We start from the raw sequence: 23,055 nt of genomic DNA, 5'->3' as shown, positions 1-23,055 counted from the left end.
GCGCCCCGCCGCGGCACCCGCACCAGGAAGGCCCCTCCATGACCACTCCGTTCCTCCGGCTCGACGGCCTCCGGAAGTACTTCGCCTCCTCCGGCGTCCTGGCGGTCGCCGACGTCTCGCTCGACGTCGGCGCCGGCGAGGTGGTCGCCCTGGTGGGCGAGAACGGCACGGGCAAGACCACGCTGATGAACCTGCTGTTCGGCGCGTTCCCGCTCGACGCCGGCCGGATCGAGATCGACGGCGAGGAGGTCGCGATCCGGGGGCCGCAGGACGCGATCGACCACGGGATCGGCATGGTGCAGCAGCACTTCGCGCTCGTCCCCTCCTTCACCGTCGCGCAGAACGTGCTCCTCGGCCGCGAGCCCCGACGCCGCGACGGCCGGATCGACGACGCCGCGGCGGAGCGCGAGGTCGGCGCCCTCGCCGACCGCCTCGGATTCCCGGTGGACCCGGCGAAGCTGGTCGCGGCCCTGCCGATCGGCCTGCAGCAGCGCGTCGAGATCCTGAAGGCGCTCGCCGGCGACACGAGGCTGCTGATCCTCGACGAGCCGACCGCGGTGCTCACCCCGTCCGAGGCGGAGGACCTGCTGCGCGCGGTCCGCCGACTCGCCTCCCTCGGGACCTCGGTCGTGTTCATCAGCCACAAGCTGCCCGAGGTCATGGCCGTCGCGGACCGCATCGTCGTGATGCGCCGCGGGCACGTGGTCGGCGGGATGACCGCCGCCGAGGCGACCGCTCCGGCGATCGCCCGGATGATGGTCGGCCGCGACGTGCTGCTCAGCGCCGACATCCCGCCGGGCAGCCCCGGGGCGGACGTCCTGCGGGTGTCCGGGGTCTCGGCGCCGCAGGTGAGCGCGGGCGACTCGGGACTCGACGACGTCTCGCTCACCATCGCGTCGGGGGAGATCCTCGGAGTCGCGGGCGTGAGCGGCAACGGCCAGGGCGCGCTGGTCGACGCGATCGCAGGGCTGCGCCGGGTGCGCGAGGGCACGGTCGAGATCGCCGGGACCGACACCACCGGGCGCGGCCCGCGCACCGCCCGCGACGCCGGGCTCGCCCACATCGCCGAGGACCGCATGCACGTGGGCCTCAACCGCGGCGCGACGCTGGAGGAGAACGCCGTCTCGGTCGCCTACCGCTCGTCGCGCTTCCACCGCGCCGGGCTGCTCCGCCGCGGCGCCATCCACCGGTTCGCGGTGCAGCTCATCGACGACTACATCGTCCGCGGCGCCTCCGCCCGGCGTCTGATCGGCTCGCTCTCGGGCGGCAACCTGCAGAAGATCGTGATCGGCCGCGAGCTCGACGGCGACCCCGCGGTGATCATCGCGAATCAGCCCACGCGCGGACTGGACGTCGGCAGCATCGAGTTCGTGCACCGGGCCCTGCTCGCCGCGCGCAGCCGGGGCGCGGGCGTCCTGCTCCTCTCGGCCGAGCTCGAGGAGATCCTCACGCTCTCGGACCGGATCGTCGTGATGTACGACGGCCGCCTCGCCGGGCCGTTCGCCCGCGGCGAGCTCGACACCGCCGAGATCGGCGCGCTCATGGCCGGCTCCGACCTCGAGACGAGCGCCCCGTGACGCGCACGCTGATCGTCGCCGACCACGTGCTGCCCGATGTCGAGGCCGACGAGCTCGGGCCGGCGGTCGTCGCGGTCGAGGACGGCATCGTCCTCTCGGTCGATCCGCTGCGCGGTGCTCGCCCCCGCGGTGCGGACGTCGTCGACCTCGGCCCCTCCGTCGTGCTGCCCGGTCTGGTGAACGCGCACGCCCACGCGCCGATGATGCTGTTCCGCGGCGTCTCGGAGGGGCACTCCCTCCTGACCCTCGAGGGCTGGCTCGGAGCGATCCGCTCGCTCGAGGCGCACCTCTCGCCCGAGCTCCTCTCGGCGTCGGCGTCGGTCGCCTGCGCCGAGATGATCGGCAGCGGCACGACGTCGTTCGCCGACCAGTACCTGTTCGCCGAGTCGTACCTCGCCGCGATCGAGGACTCGGGCCTGCGCGCCCGGGTCGCGTACGGCATCGTCGAGCTCGGCGACGACGCCGTCCGCGCCCGCGAGCTCGCCGCCGCGGAGTCGTTCGTCGCGGCCTCGCAGGAGCACCCGCTCGTGCGCGGCTGGGTCGGACCGCACGCGTTCTTCGTCGACAACCAGGTCGAGGCGATCGAGGCCGAGGTCGCCCTCGCGCACCGCTTCGGCGTCGGACTGCACACGCACTTCGCCACGTCGGGGGAGGAGGAGGACGCCTGCCGCGAGCGCTACGGCCGCGGCGCCCTCGAGACGATGGGCGGGCTCGGCCTCTTCGACGTCCCCCTCCTGCTCGCCCACTCGAACGAGATCGTGGTCGAGGATCTGGCGCTGCTCGCCGGATCGCGCGCGAGCCTCGTGGCCGCCGCCTCCGTCGCGATGATCAGCGGAGCAGCGGCCCCTCCGGTGCGGCAGGCGCTGGACGCGGGCGTGAACGTCGCGATCGGCACCGACAACCTCTGCGGCAACAACAACGCGGACCTGTTCGAGGAGCTGCGCACGCTCGGCAAGCTGGCGGCCTTCGCCGAGCGCCGGCCGAACGCGATCACCTCCCGCGAGCTGCTCGGCCTCGCGACCTGGCGGGGGCACCGCGCCCTCGGCGGCGCGGCGGAGGATGGCTCGCTCGTCCCCGGAGCCGTCGCCGACCTGATCGCGCTCCCCGTCGAGGCCCTGCACCGCGGGCCCGTCGCGGCGCAGTCGCTCCACTCCGCGCTCGTCTACGGGGCGTCCGGATTCGACACCTCCGACGTCATGACCGCCGGGCGCTGGCTCAAGCGCGACGGCGTCGTGACGACGGTCGACCTCGCGGCGGCGGTGGAGCAGCGGCAGCGCGACCACGACATCCTGATGGAGCGGGTGCGCGCCGCCTGAGACGCCGTCAGCGGGCCGCGTCGTAGGAGGGGGCGAGCCGCTCCTCGAGGATCCGCTCACGCAGCTCGGGGTCCGCGAACCCGCCGGCCAGCGCGGTCCGCTGCGCCCGCTCGACGTCCGCGAGGCCCCAGCCGAAGCGGTCGACGAGCAGCCGCAGCTCGCCCGTGACGCTCGTCGCCGAGATCAGCCGGTTGTCCGGGTGCACCGTGACGGCCGCTCCGATCGCGGCGAGCAGTCCGATCGGGTGCTGCGCGAGGGTGTCCACCACGCCGCCGGGCTGCGAGTTCGAGCTCGGGCACAGCTCCAGCGGGATGCGCTCGTCGACGATCCGCTGGGCGACCGGGCCGAGCTCGAGCGCTGCGGTCCCGCCTCCCGCTCGGCGCCAGGCGGCGACCACCTCGCCCACGGGGTGGCGGGCGCCGTCGATCGCGAGGTCCTCCGCGAGCCGGGCGCCGTGCCCGATGCGCTGGGCGGAGCAGTGCTCCAGCGCACCGAGGATGCTCTCGACGCCGCCGGCCTCGCCCGCGTGCACGGTCCGCGACAGCCCGTGCTCGGCGGCGAGGCGGAACCACTCCGCGTGCTCGGCGGGCGGATGCCCCTCCTCGTGCCCGGCGAGGTCGAGTCCCACGACAGCGTCGCGGTTGCGCAGGGCGGTCGCGACGACCTCGCGGCCGTGCTGCGCCGTGCGCATGATCGAGAGGATCTGCCGCACGAGCACCGGGCGGCCCTCCCGCGCGGCGTCGCGCATCCCGGCTTCGAGCCCGTCCTGCACGGCCGCCAGCGCCTCGTCCATCGAGAGGCCGCGGGCGAGGTGCTTCTCGGGCGCCCAGCGGGTCTCGGCGTACACCACGCCGTCGGCGGCGAGCACGGCGACGTACTCCCGTGCGACCCGCCGCAGCTGGGGAGCGGTCTGCATGACCGAGGTCGTCAGCCCGAACAGCAGCTCCCAGTCGGCCCCCGGTTCGAGCGCTGCGAAGTTCCCGAACCAGTGCTGCAGAGCCCCCGGGTCGCGGCGCGGCACCGGCGCCCCGCTCTCGGCCGCGAGGGCGAGGAGGGTCTCGGGCCGCACCGAGCCGTCGAGGTGGTCGTGCAGCGAGATCTTGGCGAGGCGGGCGAGCGGATCGGAGTGGTCGACCCAGGTGGTCGCGCGCTCGCGTCGCGAGGTGAGGTCCATGGGTCTCCGATCCGCCGGATCTCAGCGTACAAAACGTTTTGTATCGTCCGTATGACGATCCATGCCACGCTGTCGCCATGACTGCTCCCCGGCACCTCGTCGTCTTCGACACCGACATCGGCACGGACGTCGACGACGCCCTCGCCCTCGCCGTCCTCCTCGGTGCGCGGGAGGAGGTCGAGCTGCTCGCCACGACGACCGTCTACGGCGACACCCTCCTGCGCGCCCGCCTCGCGCAGCGCTACGCGGGTCTCGCCGGCGTGCGCCTGGACGTGCACGCGGGGGAGCGCGACACCCTCTCGGGGCGCGAGGTGTGGTGGGCGGGCCACGAGGGCACCCTGCACGACGGACTCGACGCCGAGGAGGTGCAGGCGGAGCCGGCCGTCGACGCCCTCCTCCGCCACGTGCTCGCGCGCCCGGGCGAGGTCGACGTGATCGCCGTGGGGCCGCTGACCGACATCGCGGAGGCGATCCGGCGCGAGCCGCGCTTCGCCGGTGCCGTCCGCCACCTCTGGCTGATGGCGGGAGCGTTCGGCACGGGCGCGACCGAGCACAATGTCCGCAGCGACGCCGACGCGGCGCGCGTCGTCTTCGGTGCCGGCCTGCCGACGACCGTCGCCGGCCTCGAGGTCACGCAGCGCCTCGCGATGCGCAGCGAGCAGGTCGAGGCGATCGCCGCCTCCGGTGCACTCGGTGCCGCCCTGCACCGCGATATCCGCCAGTGGTGGGACTTCTGGAGCGAGACCTGGAACGTGCCGCACGACCCCGTCGCGGTCCTGGCGATGCTGCGGCCCGAGTTCGTGACGCTCTCGGAGCCCGGAACGGTGACCGTCGTGCCCGGCGGCGACCCCGTCGAGGACGGCCTCAGCGCGTTCACCCCCGACTCCGAGGGCACCGTCCGGCTCGTCGTCGATCTCGACGTCGACGCCGTCTCGGAGGCGATCGTCGCGGGCGTGCGGGCGGCCGGAGCAGGGCCGCTCAGGCGCTGATCGCCGCCCGCACCTCGGGAGGGGTCGGCGGAGTGGTGGCCATCAGGTCCCGCACGTAGGCGAAGAAGCGCTCGCCGTCGATCCGCTCGACCGCCGTGGCGTTCGCCGTCTCGGGCGTGCACGTCCAATCGAAGACGGTCGCCCCGAGCGTCAGCCGGCCGTCGGTCTCGACCGCCACCGAGTACGCGCGCTCCTCGAGCACGAGGTCCTCGTCCAGGCTCAGCAGCACCGAGAGCGAGTCCGGGTGCGTCGAGCCGTCGATCCCGACCCGCACGTCGAAGTCGAAGGTGGCGCGGTTGGCGCGCACGAAGAAGTCCGACAGCGGAGTCGCGGCCGCGGCGATCTCGGCGATGCGGCCCTCGTCGAAGACGGCGTCGCGGAGGGTCAGCGGGTCCCAGGTCACGAAGCGCAGATCCGCGAAGCCCGCCCCGGTGACGATCGCGGCCGCCTCCGGATCGACGTAGACGTTGAACTCGGCCGCGGGCGTGATGTTGCCGCGGCCGTTGAGGGACCCGGCCATCACGGTCAGCCGCTCCACGTTCCGCACGAAGGACGGGTCTTTCCGCGCCGCGAGCGCGATGTTGGTCAGCGGCCCGATCGCCACGATGCGCAGTCGGCCCGCGTGCTCCGCGGCCAGTCGGATCAGGGCGTCGACGGCGTGCTCCTCCTCGGGACGCTGCGAGTCCTCGGGTCGGCGGATGCCGCCGACGCCGTCGCCGTGCACCTCGGTGGCGCTCACCCACGGGCGCAGGAGCGGAGTGCGCGCGCCGAGGTGGACGGGCACCTCTCCCGCGCGCCCGGCCAGCGCGATCGTGAGGAATGCGTTGTGCAGCTGCTGATCGAAGCCGACGTTCCCCGCGACCATCGTCACCGCCCGCAGATCGGCGCGCGGATCCAGGAGGCCGATCAGCAGGGCGAAGCAGTCGTCGGCGGCGGTGTCGGTGTCGATGAGGAGAGGGATCACGCGGCGAGCGTACGGTGCGCTCGTGTCGGGCGTGTTGCGGCACGGCAGAATGGATCCCGATGACCTCCACACCGCCTCCGCTCGGCCTCCTCCTCGACGTCGACGGCCCCATCGCCAGCCCGATCAGCCGCACCATCGCGATCCCCGCGATCGCCGACGATCTCGTGCGCCTCGCCAACGCCGGCATCCCGATCGTCTTCAACACCGGCCGCTCCGACGCGTTCCTGCGCGAGCGCGTGCTGCCCTCGCTCCTGGAGCGCGGGGTCTCGCCCGAGGCGCGCATCGTCTGCGTCTGCGAGAAGGGCGCCGTGTGGTTCACGGTCGACTACCGCGGCACGTCCGAGCCGATCGTCGACGAGTCGCTCGCGATCCCCGAGCCGGTCGCCCGCGACCTCGAGCGCATGATCCGCTCCGACTACGACGACCTCGTCTTCTTCGACGAGACCAAGCGCGCGATGGTCTCGGCGGAGCAGCTGGTCGACCTGCCCAGCGACGAGTACCTCTCGCGCCAGCTCGTCTTCGACGCCGACGCCCTGCAGATCATGACCGCGGCGGGCCTCGGAGTCGAGCGCCGCGGCATCCGCTACCCGGACGACTCCGGAGCGGTCGACTACCGCATCGACCCCACCGTCATCTCCACCGACATCGAGTCGAACCGCCTCGGCAAGGACCTCGGCGCCCAGCGCGCCGTCGAGCTGCTCGGCGCGACCGGGCCCATCCCGCAGCGCTGGCGCACCGTCGGCGACTCGCGCAGCGACTACGCCATGGCCGACTGGCTGTACGAGCACGCCTACGAGGTCGCCCACGTCGACGTCCGCCCGGCCGAGGGAGTCCCCGAGAAGCCGTATCCGGTCCTGGTGGTCGACGACCTCGTCAACGATGCAGCCGGAGCCGCGGTGCTGCGCCGCTGGACCGAGCTCGTCGACGACGAGACGACCCCCGAGGCCGGCGACGGGATCTCGCTGTACACCCGCTCCTGATCCGCCACCCCTCGTTCGCGTGGAGCCCGGCCCGCTAGCGTTCGAGGCATGAGAATCGCAGTCACCGGTGGATCCGGCAAACTCGGCCGCAGCGTCGTCGCCCGCCTCCGCGCATCCGGCCACGACGTCTACAACCTCGACCGGGCGGGGGAGCGGGGCCCGGGCTTCGTGCGCATCGACGTCGCCGACTACGGCCAGGTCGTCGACGCCATCCAGGCCGTGGGCGACCAGTACGAGGGCATCGACGCGGTCGTGCATCTCGCCGCGATCCCCGCGCCGGGCATCGTGCCCGACATCGCCACCTTCCAGAACAACATGCTGTCCACGTTCAACGTGTTCCACGCGGCGATCCGCTCGGGCATCCGCAACGTCGTCTACGCCTCCAGCGAGACGGTGCTCGGCCTGCCCTTCGACGTGCCGCCGCCCTACATCCCGGTCGACGAGAAGTACCCCGCCCGTCCGGAGTCGGTCTACTCGCTCACCAAGCACCTCGAGGAGCAGCTCGCGATCGAGCTGTGCCGCTGGCACCCGGACCTGAAGATCATCGGCCTGCGCTTCTCGAACGTGATGGACGAGGCGGACTACGCCGAGTTCCCGTCGTTCGACTCCGACGCGCTGCAGCGCAAGTGGAACCTCTGGGGCTACATCGACGGCCGCGACGGCGCGCAGGCCGTCGAGAAGGCGCTCGCGCACGGTGCGACCGGCTTCGACCGCTTCATCATCGCGGCGGCCGACACGGTCATGTCGCGCCCCAACGACGAGCTGATCGCCGAGGTGTTCCCGGGTGTGGAGGTGCGGGGCGAGGTCGGGGCGAACGAGACCCTGCTCTCGATCGACCACGCCCGCGAGGTGCTGGGCTACGCGCCCGAGCACTCCTGGCGCGACTCCCAGCAGGGCTGACCGGACGCGACCGGCCCGCCGGGATCCGAGGATCCGGCGGGCCGGTCGCATTCCTGCCGACTACTGCAGCATCAGCTGGGGATGTAGTTGAAGGTGTCGGGGTCCGGGCCGGTGCGGTGGCCGCGGTCCAGCGCCGTGATGTCGGTCATCGACTCGTCGTCGAGCTCGAAGTCGAAGAGCGCGAAGTTCTCCTCGACGCGGGCGCGGGTGACCGACTTCGGGAACACGATGTCGCCGCGCTGGATGTGCCAGCGGAGCACGACCTGGGCGGGGGAGCGGTCGACGTTGCGGGCGATGCGGGTGATCGTGTCGTCCTCGAGCACCAGGCCCTGGGCGATGGGCGACCACGCCTCGGTGGCGATGCCGTGCTCGACGCCGTACGCGCGCAGCTCGTCCTGCACGAGGTAGGGGTGCACCTCGATCTGGTTCACGGCCGGCACGATGGTGGCCTCGGCGCGGAGGCGGTTGAGGTGGTTGGTCTGGAAGTTGGAGACGCCGATCGCCTTCGCCTTGCCGCTGCGGTAGATCTCCTCCATCGCCTTCCAGGTCTCGAGGTAGTCGCCCACGTTCGGCAGCGGCCAGTGGATCAGGAAGAGGTCGACGTAGTCGAACTGCAGCTCGCCGAGGGTCACGTCGATCGCGGCGAGGGCGTCCTCGCGGGCGTGGAAGCCGTTGTTCAGCTTCGAGGTGACGAAGACCTCCGAGCGGTCGAGGCCGGAGGCGCGCACGGCCTCGCCGACGCCCGCCTCGTTGCCGTACATCTCGGCCGTGTCGATGTGGCGGTAGCCGACCTCGAGGGCGGCGAGCGTCGCGTCCTTCGTCTCGGCGGGATCGATCTGGAACACGCCGAAGCCCAGCTGGGGGATCTCCACTCCGTTGTTGAGGGTGATCGTGGGGACCGTGGTGGCGTCCGTGCTCATACTGAGTCTCGTCCTTTCATCGGGGAGGCCGCGCGCTCGACGCCCGCGGCCAGGAGTCCAGTCCACGCCCGGGGGCCTGTCGGCTGCAACCCCTTGAACACTCAGGGAACGCCGAGGGGTGGGCTCGCCGAGCTCGTCATCCGCGCGCCGAGCAGCGTGCGGTCGACGTGCCGCTGCTGCCAGTCGCGGTCGAGGGCGCCGCTGCGGAGGAGCCAGCGGTGCAGGACGGGGCCGATCAGGAGCTCCGTTGCCGCGGCCGGATCCTCGGCTCCGGCTCGCTCGAAGCGCCGGGCGATCGCGGCCGTCTGGGGCTCGAGCAGCCGCTCGCGGTACTCGCGGGCGAGATCGAGGTCCGTCTGGATCGCGGCGGTGACCGCGCGCAGCAGCGGTTCGGTCGCGGGCGAGGTCAGCTCGTGGACCGTCCCCTCCAGCAGCAGGAGCAGGTCCTCCCTCAGCTCTCCGCTGTCCGGGACGGCGACGGCGCCCTCGGCGGTCTCGCTCCGGGCGAGAAGGGCGTCGAAGAGGATCGCCGCCGTCGACGGCCAGGAGCGGTAGAGCGTCTGCTTGCCGACTCCTGCGCGGACCGCGACTCCCTCCATCGTCAGCCTCGCGACTCCCCGGTCGCCCACCAGGTCGAGCACCGCCTCGTGCACCCGTGCGCGCGTCCGCTTGCTGGCCATGACGTCAGTCTAGCGAAACGAGACGAAGCGTCTCGTTCTGGGTAGGGTGTCGGCATGAGCACTCGACAGATCTGGATGATCACGGGGGCCGCCGGCGGTCTCGGCCGCGCCCTCGCTCTCGCGGCGGTGTCCCGGGGGCACGTCGTCGTCGCGACCGTCCGCGGCGAGCACGCCCTCCCTCCGCACGAGCGGCTGCACGTCCGACGTCTCGACGTGCGCGATCGAGCAGCGGCGAGAGCCGCGGTCGAGTCGGTGGTCGCCGAGCTCGGTCGACTCGACGTGCTGGTGAACAACGCCGGCTACGGCCTCATCGGAACGGCCGAAGAAGTCGGGGAGAGCGAGGCGCGGGACATCCTCGACACGGATCTCCTCGGGCCGCTCTGGCTGTCGCAGGCGGCCGTGCCCGTGATGCGGAGCCAGGGGGGAGGGCACATCCTGCAGATCTCGACGGTCGGCGCCGTCGGCACGATGCCGACCCTCGGCCTCTACAATGCCGCCAAGTGGGGCCTCGAGGGATGGACCGAGGCGATGGCGGCCGAGGTCGCTCCGTTCGGCATCCGCACGACGATCGTCCAGCCCGGGGCGATCGACACCGCCTGGGCCACCGGTGGCATGCGCTTCGCGACGCCCTCCTCCGAGTACGACGACCTCAGGACCCGCCTCTTCGGCACCGCCGAGGTGCCGTGGCCCTCCGGCGGAACCGGTGGTGGAACCCCGCCCGAGGCGATCGCCGCCGCGGTCCTCGCGCACGTCGCCGACCGCGCCGACCACCGCCTCCGCCTGCTCGTCGGAGACGACGCCCCCGATCAGGTCCGCGCCGCCCTCGACGCGCGGATCGAGGACTACCGCCTCGACCCGCGGTGGCCGAGCACGGAGTGACCTCCCGTCAGGCCGCCGTCGTTCGATCCGGTCGGGCCGGGGCGGCGGCGTCGAGCCGGCGGGCGGAGCGGTCGGCGGCGGACCCGCCGAGCAGCGCGGCGATCGCGAGGGCGATCAGGAGGGGGACGTGCCCGGTCACCGGGACCAGCGCCGCGATGATCAGCGGGAAGAAGAAGCCGAGGTAGGTGAGCGTGTAGAACGTCGCCGTGAGCCTCGCGAGGTCGTCGGGGGCTGCCATCGTCTGCACGGCCTTGAGTCCCGAGAGCAGGCAGATGCCGTAGCCGGCGCCGAGGAACGGAGCGGCGAGGAGCACGAGCCACGGCGAGCCCGTGAGGGCGGCCGGCGCGAGCACGAGCGCCCCGACCGCGAAGCAGATCGTGCCGACGGGGCCGTTGCGCCCCCGCAGTGCGTGGTCGATGCGTGCGGAGAGCAGCTGCACCGAGGTCCCGACTCCGAGGGTGATCAGCATGACGAGGGTCGCGAACGCGATGCCGAGCGTGCCGAGCCCGCCGGTCACGAGGCTCGGCCCGACGGCGAACGAGAGTCCGCAGCTGCCGAAGACGAACGGGGCGATCGGAGCGACCGTGCCGCGGAACCGGCCGCGGTAGACCGCCGGGACGCGCAGGTCGCCCAGGAGCGAGCGCCGGTGCGGGCTCGACGTGCGCGTCTCGGGCGCGCGGAGCACCGCGAGCAGCGAGAGCGCCGTGACGCCGGCGTGCACGAGGTAGGGCAGCACGGTCGGATTCGGCGCCCACTGGGCGAGCACCCCGCTGATCGCGGCCCCTCCGCCGAACCCGATCGAGAGCGAGATGCCGCTCCGGCGCGCTCCGGTGCCCGCCGCCGCCGACAGCTCCTTCACCCAGCTGCTGCCGACCACGGCCGCGACGGCGACGCTGACCCCGGCGAGCAGGCGCGCGACGCAGAGCCCCGCCAGGTTCGTCCCCGCTAGTGCGAACACGACGCTCGCGATCGCGCCGAGCGCCACTCCGGCCAGCATGATCCTCCGCCGGCCGAAGCGGTCGGACCACGCCCCGGCGAGCGCGAAGCCCGGCACGATGCCGATCACGTACACGGCGAGCAGCAGCGTGACCTCGGTCTGCTCGAAGCCGGCCACCTGCCGGTACATCACCATCAGCGGGATGAACTGGTTGCCGCCCCAGCCCAGGGCCGACATCGCGGCGGCCACGAGCAGCCACGACGACGGCGACGTGCGAGGTGCGGACGGGGATCGGTCGGGGCGGGGCCGCATGGCGTCCTTCGGGTCGAGGGCACCCGGGCCGCTCGGCGCGGGAGCGGTCGCCGACCTCCGATTCTCGGGACACCGGCCGTGTCGGCGCAAGCTCCGCTTGCGGACGTGTCCGCTAGAGGACGTCGGGGCGGGTGCCGGAGCGCCGTCAGCAGCTGATGCTCGGAGCCGGCGGACCCCCGGCGATGGCCGTCCCAGCGACGGCGGGAACGCATCCCCGATGCGGCCGACCCCGGGTCGGGCGTCACGCCGCGCTGTCCAGCCGCAGCATCGCCTCGCGGGCGAAGGCCGACGCCGCCGAGCGCCACGTGCGCTCCAGCGACAGCACGTCGTCGCCCGCCGCGCGCGAGTCCGGGAGCTGCCGGGCAGCGGCGTCGAGCACTGCGGCCCGCAGCTCGGTGTTGATGTTGATCTTGCCCAGCCCCGCGCCGACCGCGCGGCGCAGGTCGGCCTCGGGGATCCCGGACGCGCCGTGCAGGCTCAGCGGCACCCCGCTCGCCGCGTGGATCGCGTCGATCAGCGGCCAGTCGAGCTCGGGCTCCGCGGCGTAGGTCCCGTGCACGTTCCCGACCGACGTCGCCAGCACGTGCGCACCCGCCGCGGAGAGGAACGGGGCGATCAGGGCCGCGTCGGTGCGGCCCGATGGCAGCGAGGCGAGCGCGCGGTCCTCGTCGCCCGCGAGAGCGCCCAGCTCGGCCTCGACGACCACTCCGGAGCGGCGCACCGCCTCAGCCGTGAACGCCGCGTTCTCCTCGAACGGCAGAGCGCTGCCATCGGCCAGCACCGCGTCCGCACCGGCCTCGACGGAGCGGAGGATCAGGGCGAGGTCGGTCGCGTGATCGAGCTGCACCGAGACGGGCACCGCGGCACCGTCCGCCAGGGCGCGCAGCGCGGTGAGGAACCGCGGACCGTGCCGGTCGGCCGCGGTCTTCGGCGTGACCAGCAGGATCACCCCGCGGCCCAGCTCCTCCGCCGCGTCCACGACCGCGAGAGCAGTCGAGAAGTCGTAGCAGGTGAGGGCGCCGACCGCCCCGCCCGCCGCCTGCCGCTCGCGGATCAGGTCGTCCATCCGGACCCTCACGCGAGACCGCCCGCGACGATCCAGACGACGTAGGTCAGCGCGAAGCCGACGAGGCCGAGGATCGTGGTGAGCACGGTCCAGGTGCGCAGTCCGTCGGCGACGCTGAGGCCGAGGTAGCGGGTCACGACCCAGAAGCCGGCGTCGGTGACGTGCGAGAGGCCGAGCGAGCCGAAGCCGACCGCGACGGTGATGATCGCGATCTGCAGGGGCGTGTAGCCGCCTTCGGCGACTCCGGTGGCCAGCAGCCCGCCGGTCGTCACGATGGCGACGGTCGCCGAGCCCTGCGCCGCGCGGAGAACGAGCGACACCACGAAGCCGAGCACGATCAGGGGCACGCCGAGGGTGTCGAGCGTGCTCGCGAGGGCTCCGCCGATGCCGCTGGCCTGCAGGACCGCTCCGAACACCCCGCCGCCGGCGACGACGAGCAGGATCGACGCGATCGGCGGCAGCGCGCTCTCGAAGATCTCGTTGGTCTGAGTGAGCGACCAGCCGCGCTTGACGGGCAGGGCGAAGAACGCGATCCCGACGGCGACGAGCAGCGCGAGCACCGGAGTGCCGACGAAGACGCTCAGACCGTGCGCGAAGGTGCCCTCGGGCAGGATCAGGGCGCCGACGGTGCCGACGAGGATCTGCACGATGGGGATCGCGACGAGCAGGATGATCAGCCCGGCGCGCGGCGGCGCGAGTTCGGTGCCGTCGCGGCCGACCGTGCGGATGGCGGAAGTGACTCCGCCGACCTCCGCGAGCTGGGCGGCCACGGCCGGGGCGAGCTCGTAGTCGCGGCGGTTCATGATCGCCGAGACCGCGTAGGAGAGGACGCCGAGTACCGCGCAGATGGGCAGCGCGATGAGGGCGATGAGCCCGACGTCGGCGCCGAAGACCCCCGCTCCGGCGACGATGCCCGGGTGCGGCGGCACGGCGACGTGCACGGCGAGCATCAGGCCCACCATCGGCAGGCCGAACTTCACCGGGCTGAGCCCGGCGACCTTGCTGAACGCGTAGATGATCGGCACGAGGACGATGACGCCGACCTCGAAGAAGACGGGGATCGCGACGAGGAACGCCACGATCGTCAGTGCCACCGCGACCCGCTTGGGGCCGAGCACGCGGGTGAAGTGGTCGGCGAGGCTCTGCACGCCGCCCGACACCTCGATCAGGCGGCCGAGGATCGCGCCGAGCGCGATGATGAGGGCGACCTTGCCCATCGTGCTGCCCACGCCGTTGGCGACGAGCACGAAGATGTTCTCGAGCGGGATCCGGGCCGAGACGGCGACGAGCACGCTGACCAGCAGCAGGGCCACGAAGGCGTGGATCTTGAAGCGGATGATGAGCACGAGCAGCAGGGCGATGCCCGCCGCGGCGATCCCCAGCAGGACCGGGGTGTCGAGGGTGACCGCCGGGGCGATCGGTGCGTCCGCGGCGCTGCGGAGCGCGGTGGCGAGGTTCATCGTCCGTCCTTCGGGGTGAGGTGCTGCGGAGCGAGGACCTTGATGACGGCGGAGTCGTCGGCGGCGGCGAGGCCCTGCGCGGCTCCGAGCAGGTAGAGCTGCTCGGCGGCCGCGGCGATCGGAGTGGCGAGGCCGGAGCCCCGGGCGGCGGAGGTCACGATGCCCATGTCCTTCACGAAGATGTCGAGGCGGCTGAGCACCTCGGCGCCGTTCTCGTCGTAGGCCTGCAGCATCCGCGGTCCGCGGTTGCCGAGCATGAACGAGCCTGCCGCGCCGGCCGAGAGCGTCTCGAGGGTGGCGGCGACGTCGAGTCCGAGCGCCTCGGCCAGGGCGAGCGCCTCGGCGCCGGCGGCGATGTGCACACCGCACAGCAGCTGGTTGACGGTCTTGAAGGCCTGGCCGTCGCCGGCGCGGTCGCCGATGATGCTCAGCGTCGAGGCGAGCAGCTCGAGCACGGGCTGTGCCTTCGCGCGGGCCTCGGGAGCCGCTCCGACGACGATCAGCAGGTCGCCCGCTCCGGCGCGGACGGGCCCGCCGCTGAGCGGGGCGTCGACCAGGTGCACGCCGAGCGCGTCGAGCTCGGCGGCCACGGCGACGACGTCGTCGATCCCGACCGTGCTCGTCATGATCACCACGGCGCCGGGCTCGAGGGTCGAGGCGACCCCGTTCGCGCCGAAGAGCACGTCGCGCAGCTGGGCGCCGTTGCGCACGGCCAGCAGCACGGCGTCGACGCCGGCAACCGCGCCGCGCGCGGAGTCGAAGGGGGTGATGCCGGCGTCGGCGGCCAGCGCCAGGCGCGGCTCGGCGATGTCGAAGCCGTGCACGGTGAGCTCGGTGGCGAGGCGGGTGGCCATGGGCAGGCCCATGGCGCCGAGCCCGAGCACGGCGACGCGGTAGGAGGGGGTGGTCACGGTGGTCCTTCTTCCTGGGGAGTGGGGGAGGGGGTGCTCGCGGGTCACGCGACTGCGGGGGTGGGACGGGTCAGCGTGCTGACGACGGCGGCGAGCGAATCGTCGTCGCCGACGTTCCCCGCGAACACGATGTAGGGGATGCCGCGCGCGGGGCCGTCGACCGGCTCCCAGAGCGAGACGATCCCGGGCAGCATCGGGCCGCGCACGATCGCGCGCCGGATGCCGAGCCCGTGGGTGGCCACGTCGCTGGACGTGATGCCGCCCTTGGCGATGACGAAGCGGGGGTGCCGACGGGCCAGCACCCGCTGCACGACCTCGACGACCGCGGCCGAGACCCGGCGCGAGATGTCGAGGCTCTCGTCCTTGTCGTCCGTGCGGCGGAGGAGCCGGCTGGTGTGCACGGCGACGTCTCCGCGGCCGAGCGCGTCGACCGCCGCGTGCACGATCCCGTCGAGGTGCGCGGCGTCCTCGGCCAGCACGGCCTCCACGTCGATCTCGAGGGTCTGCTCCAACGCGCCCTGCGCGGTGAGCACCGCGAGCTGGCGCGAGGTGAGGCCGACGTGCGAGCCGACCACGATCAGACCGCCGACGGCGTCGCTCCCGTCGGTGCCGAAGACGTCCTGCGCGGTGAGCGGAGGGTGCACCTCCTGCCCGATGCGGGCGCGGACGAACGGCGGGCCGACGCGGAACAGGAACCGCTTGCCCTGCTCCTCGGCGGCCGCGAGTCCGAGGGCCAGCAGGCGCATGTCGTCTTCGGTCACGGCGTCGACGACGACCGGGACGGAGCCGGTCAGGGGGAGGAGCGCGCGGACGATGCCGTCGACTCCGCCGCGCAGGACGCTCAGGTCCAGGCGCACGACCTGCTCGGCGCTCCACCGGCCCTGCGTCTTCTCGGCGACGTAGTCGGCGAGGTCGGAGGAGGCGTAGCCGAACGTCGCGTCGCGGGCGAACTCGGTCTCGGCGATCGGAGTGAGGCCGTCCGGCGAGCGCATGAAGTGGACGCCGCCGATCGTGACGCGGCCGGCATCGGGGAACGCGGGCACCAGCAGCACCGCGTCGAAGCCGTGGCCGGTCGACTCCCGCACCGTCTCCTCGATGACGTCGGTCTCGAGCGGGTAGTGCCCGCGCAGCGTCGAGTCGCCCCGGCTGACGAAGGCGATCGGAGTGCCGGCATCGGCGGCCGCGCTCGTCGCGTGGGCGACGATCTCGCTGTTGCGCCGGGCGGCCGACTCGGGGTCCAGGCTGCGCGTGTTCGTGAGGACGTAGACGGCGGGGGCGCCCTGCGCCAGCGCCCAGTCGAAGTCCGCCGTCTCCCACGACGTGAGGACGGGCAGGTCGGCGACCGACTGCGTGCCGGTGGGGTCGTCGTCCAGGACGATCAGGACCCGGGTGCCGCGTCCGACGGCCGCCGCGACGTCGGCCGCATCGACGGGGACGTGCTCGGGGTGGCCCGCGAGGGCGCTCGACTCTTCCATCATCACTCCTTTGTAGCTGATAGCAGATATCATACAAGTTGGCGGAGCCGCGTCAAGACCGGGTCTGCAGGGACCGCTCAGCGAAGCGTCGGCAGGACGTGCTCGCGGAAGTCGTCCGCGGTCTGCTTCATGTGGTCCGCCATCGCGAGGCGCGCCTCCTCGGCCACGCCGCCCCGCAGAGCCTCGAGGACCGCCGCGTGCTTCGCGATCGCGTTGCGCTGGATCCGCTCGACGGCCGACGTCTGCGCGCGCTTCTCGCGCATGACCCGGGAGAGCGGGGCGAACACCGTGCCGACGAAGACGTTGCCGGTCGAGCGCAGGATCACGTCGTGGAACGCGATGTCGGCCTCGACGAACGCGGCGACGTCCTCGTCGTCGTGCGCCGCGCGCATGAGGCCCAGCAGCCGCTCCAGATCCTCGAGGTCGGAGTCGGAGCGACGGGTCGCCGCGAGCGCGGCCGCTCCGCTCTCGATCATCTCGCGCACCTCGATCAGCTCGAGCTCGGTCGTGCCGGGGTCGGTGCCGTGCGCCGTGACCCGCAGGATCGCGCCGAGGTCGGTCCAGAGGGAGAGAGGAGCGACCGTGCCGCGCTTCCCGCGGCGCACGTCCAGCACGCCCAGACCCTGCAGACGCTTCAGCGCCTCGCGCATCGTGACGCGGCTGACGTCGTGCTGCTCGGCCAGCTCGGCCTCGCTGGGGAGCTCCGACCCGATCGCGAGGACGCCGGCGACGATGTCGTCGAGCAGGGCGTCCGCCACGGTCGTGACGAGGGAGGCGCGGACCACGGCAGGGTCTCCCGTCGGTAGAGGGCTTCCAGTGTACGGGCGCCGACCCGGCGCCCCGCGGGAACGACGAAGGCCCCCGGCACGGATGCCGGGGGCCTTCGATCCTGCACCCGAGGGTGCGGGGCGCGTGACTATGCGCGGGACTTGCGGCCGGTGATCGCGCCGTAGACCAGCAGGACGATCAGGGCGCCGACGATGGCGAGGGCCCAGGTGCCCAGGTCGAAGAACTCCTGGATCGGGTGGTTGAAGACCGCGCTGCCGATGAAGCCTCCGAGGATCGCGCCGACGACGCCGAGGACCAGGGTGATGACCCAGCCGCCGCCCTGACGGCCCGGGAGGATCGCCTTGGCGATGGCTCCGGCGATGAGTCCGAGGATGAGGAATCCGATGATGCCCATGATGTTTCTCCTTCGTGTTCGTGCTCGACCGGCCGTTCCGATGCGAGCGTCGACGCCTGTCGTGAGGGCGTCCCGTGAAGTTCTCTTCCGGTCAGCGGAGTGAGCGCTGCACCTTCGCGCGGGCCTTGTCCGCGATGGAGGCGAAGTGCTTGGCCTCGCGCTGGGAGGTCTTCTTGAGCTTCTTGCGCGTCTTCTTCGTGGCAGGGTCGTTCCACACGCCGAGCGCGAGGTGACGCAGCTCTTCGTAGCGGGCGCGTCCGGCGCGAGCACCGAAGACGTACGCCGCGAGAGCGACGAGCGTCAGCAGGACGAGGCGGGGATTCATGCGGTGACCCTTCCATCGGAGAGCACAGGGGCGTGCTCGACACCCATTTGACTCTCCTGCGCAGTGCGTGACAATTCAGGGCCCGACCATTGACAGCGACCCCTCCGGCCTGGTTCGCGTGCGCGCAGTGGCGCATCCGGGCCGTTCACGCTCGCCGCGCGTCGGCGCGTGCCTACTCAGGCGCAGGATCCGGCGAAGCGCTCGTGCAGGTAGCCGCCGTAGCCGCCGTCGACCCGGTTGTCCCGCCGGCCCGAGGTCACGACCTCGCCGCGGTCGGTCGCTCCGACCCGCGCACCGATCGCGTGCAGCCGCTCGACCAGGCGCACGTCCTCGTGCAGCGGCTCCACTCCGAAGCCCCCGGCGAGGAGGTAGCAGCCCGCGCGCACCCCGAGGTTCGCCCCGTGGATGCTCCCGATCGACTGCTCCCGCTCGCGGGTGCGCCGCCAGCGGGCGTACATCGCGGGCTCGAGGTCGTCCGGATCCGGCCGCACCGTGCCGACCAGGACGTCGTGCCGGTGCGCGTGCTCCACGTGGGCGAGGAGCCAGTCGACCGGCACCCGCGTGTCCGCGTCGGTGTTCGCGATCCAGATCCGCTCGACGGGGGCGGGAGCGGAGGAGAGCGCGTGCGCGATGCCCGCCGAGCGCGCCGCGCCGACTCCGCACCGCTCGAGCTCGAGCACCTCGGCGCCGGCGGCTCTCGCCCGCTCGGCCGTGGCGTCGGTGCAGCCGTCCGCGGCGATCAGCAGCCGTACGGCGAGCCCGGGGTGCGAGCGGAGCAGCCGCGTCGCGCTGGCCTGCACCGAGGCGACCAGTCCGCCGATCCGCTCCTCCTCGTCGTGCGCGGGCACCACGACGAGCACGTGCGCGACGCCCCTCACAGCAGGCCCGTGCGGCGCGCCACGGAGCGGGGGTCGCGGGTGTGCACCTCGAGCAGCACGTCCTCCTCCTCGTGCCGCACGATCCGGTGCAGCCCGAGTCGTCCGACGGCGGCCTGCACGGCGTCGCCGTCGAGTTCGAGGCCGGCGATGGGGTGCCGCCAGTGCACCGTCACGAGCTCACCGGAGGAGGAGAGCGCGTCGCGCACGCCCCGCAGCACCCGCTCGAGCGTCGTCGCCCCGAGGTAGTAGCCGACTTCCGAGAGCACGATCAGGTCGAAAGGCCCTTCCGGGACCCCGCGGGTGATGTCGTGGTGCTCGACTCGCACGTGGGGCAGCGGAGCGAGCCGGCGCGCCGCGCGATCGACGGCCGCCTCCGACACGTCCACCGCGAGCAGGCGGTCGCAGCGCTCGGCCAGCGCTTCGGCGAGCACGCCGATCGACGCGCCGATCTCGAGGGCGGAGTCGTAGCGCCGTTCGGGCAGGCACGCGAGCGTGAGGGCGCGCTTGCGCTCCTCGTACCAGCGGCTCGTGTAGCCCCAGGGGTCCTCGTGCCGCGCGTAGAGCTCGTCGAAGTAGGTCGTCCCGCCGTCCATCCCCTCGACCCTAGGCACGCGGACCGCGGCGGGCGGCCACTTGTCCACGGGGCCGCTGTGCGCTATCCGCCCACCCTGATCAGGTGGTCGTCGCAGAGGAAGTGGCGGAGGAAGCGCGGATGCAGCACCGCGGCCGACCCGTCCGCGCCCCGCCGCGTCTGGCTCGCGTACTCACCCAGTGCCGCGCGGCGGCGTGCCCGCGCGTCCGCGTCGGCCCCGACGCGCAGGAGGGACGACCACGGCACCGCCGCATCGTCCGGATGCGCCCAGTGCCACAGCCAGATCGGAGCGGCGAGCACCGGCTGGCCGCACGCGGCTCCGACCTCGGCGCACACCTCGCCGACCACGCGGTGGTCGCGGTGCCCGTCGCCCGCCCAGGTCGAGAGCACGAGCACCGTGCCCCCGGGTCCGGACGCGCGTCGCCGCACCTCGTCCGCGATGCGGTCGCGGTGCTCGGGGGTCGCGGAGTCGGGCACCTCGAGGAAGGCCAGTCCGATGCCGTCGCCGAGCCGGTCGAGCGCGGCCCGCGCCTCGCTCCGGCGCTCGGCCGCGATCGAGGGGGAGGGCTCGCCGTGAGACGCGGCCCCGTCGGTCACGACCACCACGTCGACAGCGAGCCGCCGCCGACGGGCGAGGGCGATCGTGCCCGCGCAGCCGAGCGTCTCGTCGTCGGCGTGCGCGGCGACCATCAGCACGCGCTGCACTCCCGCGAGCACGTCGACGAAGGGGAGCCGGTCGCGGCGCCCGTCCTCCTGCCACACCTCGAGCGGCGTCCCCTCGAGATGGCCGTCGAAGCTCACCACGTGGTGGAGCCGCCCGAGGCGAGCACCGCCCGCCCGAGCGCCGCGTCGTCGCGCTCGGCGTGGTGCTGCCGCACGTAGAGGGCGAGATCGGCGACCCGCTTCGCGTGCTCCTCGTCCAGCGCCAGCGGCGCGGGTCCGAGGGCGCGGCCCGCCCGGGCGAGGACCTCCTCGCAGGACGCCGCGGTGCTCGCCCGCGTCCGCTTCGCCAGGAGCGCGCCGGCGGACGCGGTCGCCGCTCCGCCGTCGACGAGCGCGGCCGCCTCCGCCAGCGCGCGCCGGGCCGCCTCGAGGGCCGTGTCCACCGCGCCCAGGTGCGCGAGCAGGTGCGGGTCGTCGCGGCGCGCGGCGGCCGACGCGACGACCGCGCCGATCCCTCGCGCTCCGCCGTACCAGCAGGCCGCGACCGCGATGCCGCCCCACGCGAACCCGGGACGCGAGAGGTACCAGCCCGCCTCGCCGACCGGCACGGCCGCCGCTCCGGAGAAGCGCACGGGGCCGCTCGGGATCTCGGCGAGACCGCGCGCGTGCCAGGCGCCTTCGAGCGGAACCGCCGACCCGTCGCGGAGCCCGACGGCGAAGAGGCGGCGCTCGCCGGAGCCCTCGCCCACGTGCGCCGTGACCAGCGCCGCGTCGAGCCGGTCGGCCAGCGAGCACCACGGCTTCACGCCGTCCAGCAGCCAGCCGTCGCCGTCGGGCCGCGCGACGAGCGGCTCCTCTCCTCCCTCCGCCGCGAAGACCCCCCAGGCGGCGGTGGGGCCGATGCCGACGTCGGCCGGAGCAAGGCCCGCCTCGGCCAGGATCGCCAGAGCGTCGAGGTGGGGTTCGACCGTGCGGGCGACCCCGAGATCGTGCCGCGCCAGGCGGGTCAGCAGCGCCAGCAGCTCGGCCGTGCGGCCGGATCCGGGCAGCGGTGCGTCGGAGCCCAGCGCTCGGGCGAAGGCGAGCGCGCCCTCGACGTCCGTCGGCAGGGGTGCGTGCAGGGGGAGGGAGGAGGTGAGCGGGTCCATCGCCGCCGACGCTACGCAGTGCGGGCCCCTCGCCGCGCGCATTGCCCGCGGGGGCGCTCGGTGCTAGCCGCCGCGCGTCAGAGCTCGAGCGCGTTGATGCGGTGCAGCAGCCGGCCGAGCTGGTCCACCTCGCCGTCGGGCCAGCCGCGCAGCTCCTCGTGCAGCTGCGCCTGGTCCGAGCCGCGGAGCTCGCGCAGCCGCTCAGCGGTCGCGGGCGTCACCGACAGGATCGTCGAGCGCCCGTCCGCCGGGTCGGGGGCCCGCGAGAGCAGCCCCAGCCGGTCGAGCGCGGTGATCTGACGGCTGAGCGTCGACTTGTCGGTCTGGAGCAGCTCCGCCAGGGCGCCGGAGGAGATCGGCCCGCGCCGCTCGAGAGCCGACAGCGTCGTGTAGCCCGCGGCCGTCAGCTCCGGGTGCACCCGCTCGGCGTAGGAGCGCGTCATCGCCCTCACCCGGCGGAAGAGCGTGCTCAGCTCCGCCTCGACGGAGGCGATGGCCACGTCGACGTCGCGGGCGGGGGTCGGGCTCTGGCCGGTCATGCCTCCATGGTGCCCCCTCGTCGACTTGCGCCGCTGGGCCCGGATGTCGTACGCTCTCCGAAGCCAAAGACCGCCGGTTTCCGGTGCGCGCACGAGCAGGGCCCCGGCCCCGCGAGATCGCCACTCGGACGAAGGATTCGCGAAGCGAATGGCCCGCGCAGGTGTGAACGAGATCATGACACGCGAGAGATCGCGTCTCCCGAAGCTCCGAGCGCCTGCGCCGGAGCTTTTTTCTTTGCGTGCCTTCGGGCTACCGGCACGAGAATTCACAGGAGTAGCCATGGCGAACAAGGAAGCCTCGGTTGCCGAACTCACGGAGAAGTTCCAGAGCTCGACGGCCGTTCTGCTGACCGAGTACCGCGGTCTCACCGTTGCGCAGCTGAAGACGCTGCGCAAGGACATCAGTGAGCACGCAACCTACGCCGTGGTGAAGAACACGCTGACCAAGATCGCGGCGAACAACGCCGGTATCTCGTCCTTCGACGACGAGCTCGCTGGCCCCTCGGCCATCGCGTTCGTGCACGGCGACCCCGTCGCCGTCGCGAAGTCGCTGCGTGCCTTCGCCAAGGCAAACCCTCTGCTCGTGGTGAAGGGCGGTTACTTCGACGGTAACCCCCTGACCGCAGAAGAGGTGGGCAAGCTCGCCGACCTCGAGTCCCGCGAAGTTCTGCTCGGCAAGCTCGCCGGCGCCTTCAAGGCCTCGCTGTTCGGTGCCGCATATCTGTTCAACGCCCCGCTGTCCAAGGCCGTTCGCACGGTCGAGGCGCTGCGCGAGAAGCAGGAGTCCGCGAGCTGACGTCTTCCTCCGGGAGACAGCGCACGCGGTTCGTAGACAAGAAAAACTAGGAGAAAAATCATGGCAAAGCTCACGCAGGACGAGCTCATCGAGGCCTTCAAGGAGCTCACGCTCATCGAGCTCTCGGAGTTCGTCAAGAAGTTCGAAGAGGTCTTCGAGGTCACCGCCGCCGCGCCCGTCGCGGCTGCCGGAGTCGCCGGCCCGGCCGCTCCCGCCGAAGAGGTCGAGGAGCAGACCGAGTTCGACGTCGTGCTCGAGGCCGCCGGCGAGAAGAAGATCCAGGTCATCAAGGAGGTCCGCGCGCTCACCAGCCTCGGCCTCGGCGAGGCGAAGGCCGTTGTCGATGGCGCCCCCAAGGCCGTCCTCGAGGCCGTCAACAAGGAGACCGCCG

The 23,055-nt window shown here is 73.0% G+C and carries 25 protein-coding genes; 8 read left to right on the top strand and 17 right to left on the bottom strand.

Going from position 1 to position 23,055, the window contains the following annotated elements; all coding sequences use genetic code 11:
* Positions 1-38: 38 nt before the first annotated feature.
* Entirely contained in the window at positions 39-1,577 is a 1,539-nt protein-coding gene (locus ASF46_RS12630) for an ABC transporter ATP-binding protein (RefSeq protein ID WP_056867906.1), read from the top strand.
* Positions 1,574-2,893, top strand: coding sequence for an amidohydrolase family protein (locus tag ASF46_RS12625; RefSeq protein ID WP_056867905.1), 1,320 nt, complete (start codon positions 1,574-1,576; stop codon positions 2,891-2,893). Before ASF46_RS12630 ends, ASF46_RS12625 begins: the two co-directional genes overlap by 4 nt.
* 7 nt (positions 2,894-2,900) lie before the next feature.
* On the opposite strand, the gene ASF46_RS12620 is transcribed toward ASF46_RS12625, so the two are convergent.
* A complete protein-coding gene (locus tag ASF46_RS12620) occupies positions 2,901-4,067 on the bottom strand; it encodes an adenosine deaminase family protein (protein WP_056867904.1) in 1,167 nt (388 codons plus the stop codon).
* A gap of 77 nt (positions 4,068-4,144) precedes the next feature.
* Here ASF46_RS12620 and ASF46_RS12615 point away from each other — a divergent pair, with 77 nt between their 5' ends.
* The gene (locus tag ASF46_RS12615; RefSeq protein WP_056867903.1) at positions 4,145-5,056 is read left to right on the top strand and encodes a nucleoside hydrolase; all 912 of its coding nucleotides are present in this window, start codon (positions 4,145-4,147) and stop codon (positions 5,054-5,056) included.
* Here the strand turns inward: ASF46_RS12615 and ASF46_RS12610 are convergent.
* Complete coding sequence (locus ASF46_RS12610; RefSeq protein ID WP_056867902.1) at positions 5,046-6,020, bottom strand: nucleoside hydrolase; 975 nt, start codon at positions 6,018-6,020, stop codon at positions 5,046-5,048. The two genes, ASF46_RS12615 and ASF46_RS12610, sit on opposite strands and share 11 nt — an antisense overlap.
* A 59-nt stretch (positions 6,021-6,079) precedes the next feature.
* Between ASF46_RS12610 and ASF46_RS12605 the strand changes: the two genes are divergently transcribed.
* Both ASF46_RS12605 and ASF46_RS12600 read left to right on the top strand, forming a co-directional pair.
* On the top strand, positions 6,080-7,000 hold the full coding sequence (locus ASF46_RS12605) for a hypothetical protein (RefSeq protein ID WP_056867901.1): 921 nt from the start codon (positions 6,080-6,082) through the stop codon (positions 6,998-7,000).
* Between the two features lie 48 nt (positions 7,001-7,048).
* Positions 7,049-7,900, top strand: coding sequence for an NAD-dependent epimerase/dehydratase family protein (locus tag ASF46_RS12600; protein WP_056867900.1), 852 nt, complete (start codon positions 7,049-7,051; stop codon positions 7,898-7,900).
* 71 nt (positions 7,901-7,971) lie between these two features.
* On the opposite strand, the gene ASF46_RS12595 is transcribed toward ASF46_RS12600, so the two are convergent.
* Both ASF46_RS12595 and ASF46_RS12590 read right to left on the bottom strand, forming a co-directional pair.
* Entirely contained in the window at positions 7,972-8,820 is an 849-nt protein-coding gene (locus tag ASF46_RS12595) for an aldo/keto reductase (RefSeq protein WP_056867899.1), read from the bottom strand.
* 101 nt (positions 8,821-8,921) lie between these two features.
* Positions 8,922-9,500, bottom strand: a complete 579-nt coding sequence (locus ASF46_RS12590) for a TetR/AcrR family transcriptional regulator (RefSeq protein ID WP_056867898.1) — start codon at positions 9,498-9,500, stop codon at positions 8,922-8,924.
* A 54-nt stretch (positions 9,501-9,554) separates the two neighbouring features.
* On the opposite strand from ASF46_RS12590, the gene ASF46_RS12585 reads away from it, so the two are divergent.
* Positions 9,555-10,379 (top strand): SDR family NAD(P)-dependent oxidoreductase, encoded by an 825-nt coding sequence (locus tag ASF46_RS12585; RefSeq protein WP_235576944.1) that lies wholly within the window; start codon positions 9,555-9,557, stop codon positions 10,377-10,379.
* A gap of 7 nt (positions 10,380-10,386) precedes the next feature.
* On the opposite strand, the gene ASF46_RS12580 is transcribed toward ASF46_RS12585, so the two are convergent.
* From ASF46_RS12580 to ASF46_RS19435, 13 genes are all read right to left on the bottom strand, one after another.
* A complete protein-coding gene (locus tag ASF46_RS12580; RefSeq protein ID WP_056867897.1) occupies positions 10,387-11,628 on the bottom strand; it encodes an MFS transporter in 1,242 nt (413 codons plus the stop codon).
* Between the two features lie 241 nt (positions 11,629-11,869).
* Positions 11,870-12,694, bottom strand: coding sequence for a class II fructose-bisphosphate aldolase (locus ASF46_RS12575; RefSeq protein ID WP_235576943.1), 825 nt, complete (start codon positions 12,692-12,694; stop codon positions 11,870-11,872).
* 8 nt (positions 12,695-12,702) lie between these two features.
* Positions 12,703-14,154, bottom strand: a complete 1,452-nt coding sequence (locus tag ASF46_RS12570; RefSeq protein WP_056867895.1) for a GntP family transporter — start codon at positions 14,152-14,154, stop codon at positions 12,703-12,705.
* Positions 14,151-15,065: an NAD(P)-dependent oxidoreductase gene (locus ASF46_RS12565; RefSeq protein ID WP_082485471.1), complete on the bottom strand. Its 915-nt coding sequence runs from the start codon at positions 15,063-15,065 to the stop codon at positions 14,151-14,153. Before ASF46_RS12565 ends, ASF46_RS12570 begins: the two co-directional genes overlap by 4 nt.
* Positions 15,066-15,109: 44 nt before the next feature.
* Positions 15,110-16,543 (bottom strand): four-carbon acid sugar kinase family protein, encoded by a 1,434-nt coding sequence (locus ASF46_RS12560; RefSeq protein WP_056867894.1) that lies wholly within the window; start codon positions 16,541-16,543, stop codon positions 15,110-15,112.
* Positions 16,544-16,617: 74 nt separating this feature from the next.
* A complete protein-coding gene (locus ASF46_RS12555) occupies positions 16,618-17,325 on the bottom strand; it encodes a FadR/GntR family transcriptional regulator (protein ID WP_055790995.1) in 708 nt (235 codons plus the stop codon).
* A 131-nt stretch (positions 17,326-17,456) separates the two neighbouring features.
* Positions 17,457-17,723, bottom strand: a complete 267-nt coding sequence (locus ASF46_RS12550) for a GlsB/YeaQ/YmgE family stress response membrane protein (protein WP_056867893.1) — start codon at positions 17,721-17,723, stop codon at positions 17,457-17,459.
* A gap of 91 nt (positions 17,724-17,814) precedes the next feature.
* Entirely contained in the window at positions 17,815-18,048 is a 234-nt protein-coding gene (locus ASF46_RS12545) for a hypothetical protein (RefSeq protein WP_056867892.1), read from the bottom strand.
* Between the two features lie 176 nt (positions 18,049-18,224).
* Complete coding sequence (locus ASF46_RS12540) at positions 18,225-18,926, bottom strand: glycosyltransferase (RefSeq protein ID WP_056867891.1); 702 nt, start codon at positions 18,924-18,926, stop codon at positions 18,225-18,227.
* Positions 18,923-19,519, bottom strand: a complete 597-nt coding sequence (locus tag ASF46_RS12535) for a class I SAM-dependent DNA methyltransferase (RefSeq protein ID WP_056867890.1) — start codon at positions 19,517-19,519, stop codon at positions 18,923-18,925. Before ASF46_RS12535 ends, ASF46_RS12540 begins: the two co-directional genes overlap by 4 nt.
* A gap of 62 nt (positions 19,520-19,581) precedes the next feature.
* Complete coding sequence (locus tag ASF46_RS12530; protein ID WP_056867889.1) at positions 19,582-20,322, bottom strand: PIG-L deacetylase family protein; 741 nt, start codon at positions 20,320-20,322, stop codon at positions 19,582-19,584.
* Positions 20,316-21,329, bottom strand: coding sequence for an acyl-CoA/acyl-ACP dehydrogenase (locus ASF46_RS12525; protein WP_056867888.1), 1,014 nt, complete (start codon positions 21,327-21,329; stop codon positions 20,316-20,318). Before ASF46_RS12525 ends, ASF46_RS12530 begins: the two co-directional genes overlap by 7 nt.
* Before the next feature lie 77 nt (positions 21,330-21,406).
* A complete protein-coding gene (locus tag ASF46_RS19435) occupies positions 21,407-21,868 on the bottom strand; it encodes a MarR family winged helix-turn-helix transcriptional regulator (RefSeq protein ID WP_056867887.1) in 462 nt (153 codons plus the stop codon).
* A gap of 280 nt (positions 21,869-22,148) precedes the next feature.
* Here ASF46_RS19435 and rplJ point away from each other — a divergent pair, with 280 nt between their 5' ends.
* Positions 22,149-22,664, top strand: coding sequence for a 50S ribosomal protein L10 (rplJ, locus tag ASF46_RS12515; RefSeq protein WP_055791018.1), 516 nt, complete (start codon positions 22,149-22,151; stop codon positions 22,662-22,664).
* A 60-nt stretch (positions 22,665-22,724) separates the two neighbouring features.
* Positions 22,725-23,055: 50S ribosomal protein L7/L12 (gene rplL, locus ASF46_RS12510; protein ID WP_056867886.1), on the top strand; the 331-nt coding region annotated here is incomplete at its 3' end.

The sequence above is a fragment of the Rathayibacter sp. Leaf296 genome, assembly GCF_001423045.1.
GTDB classification, from domain to species: domain Bacteria; phylum Actinomycetota; class Actinomycetes; order Actinomycetales; family Microbacteriaceae; genus Rathayibacter; species Rathayibacter caricis.
Note: the sequence above shows the minus strand (reverse complement) of the source record. Positions and strands in the feature narration are given on the sequence as shown.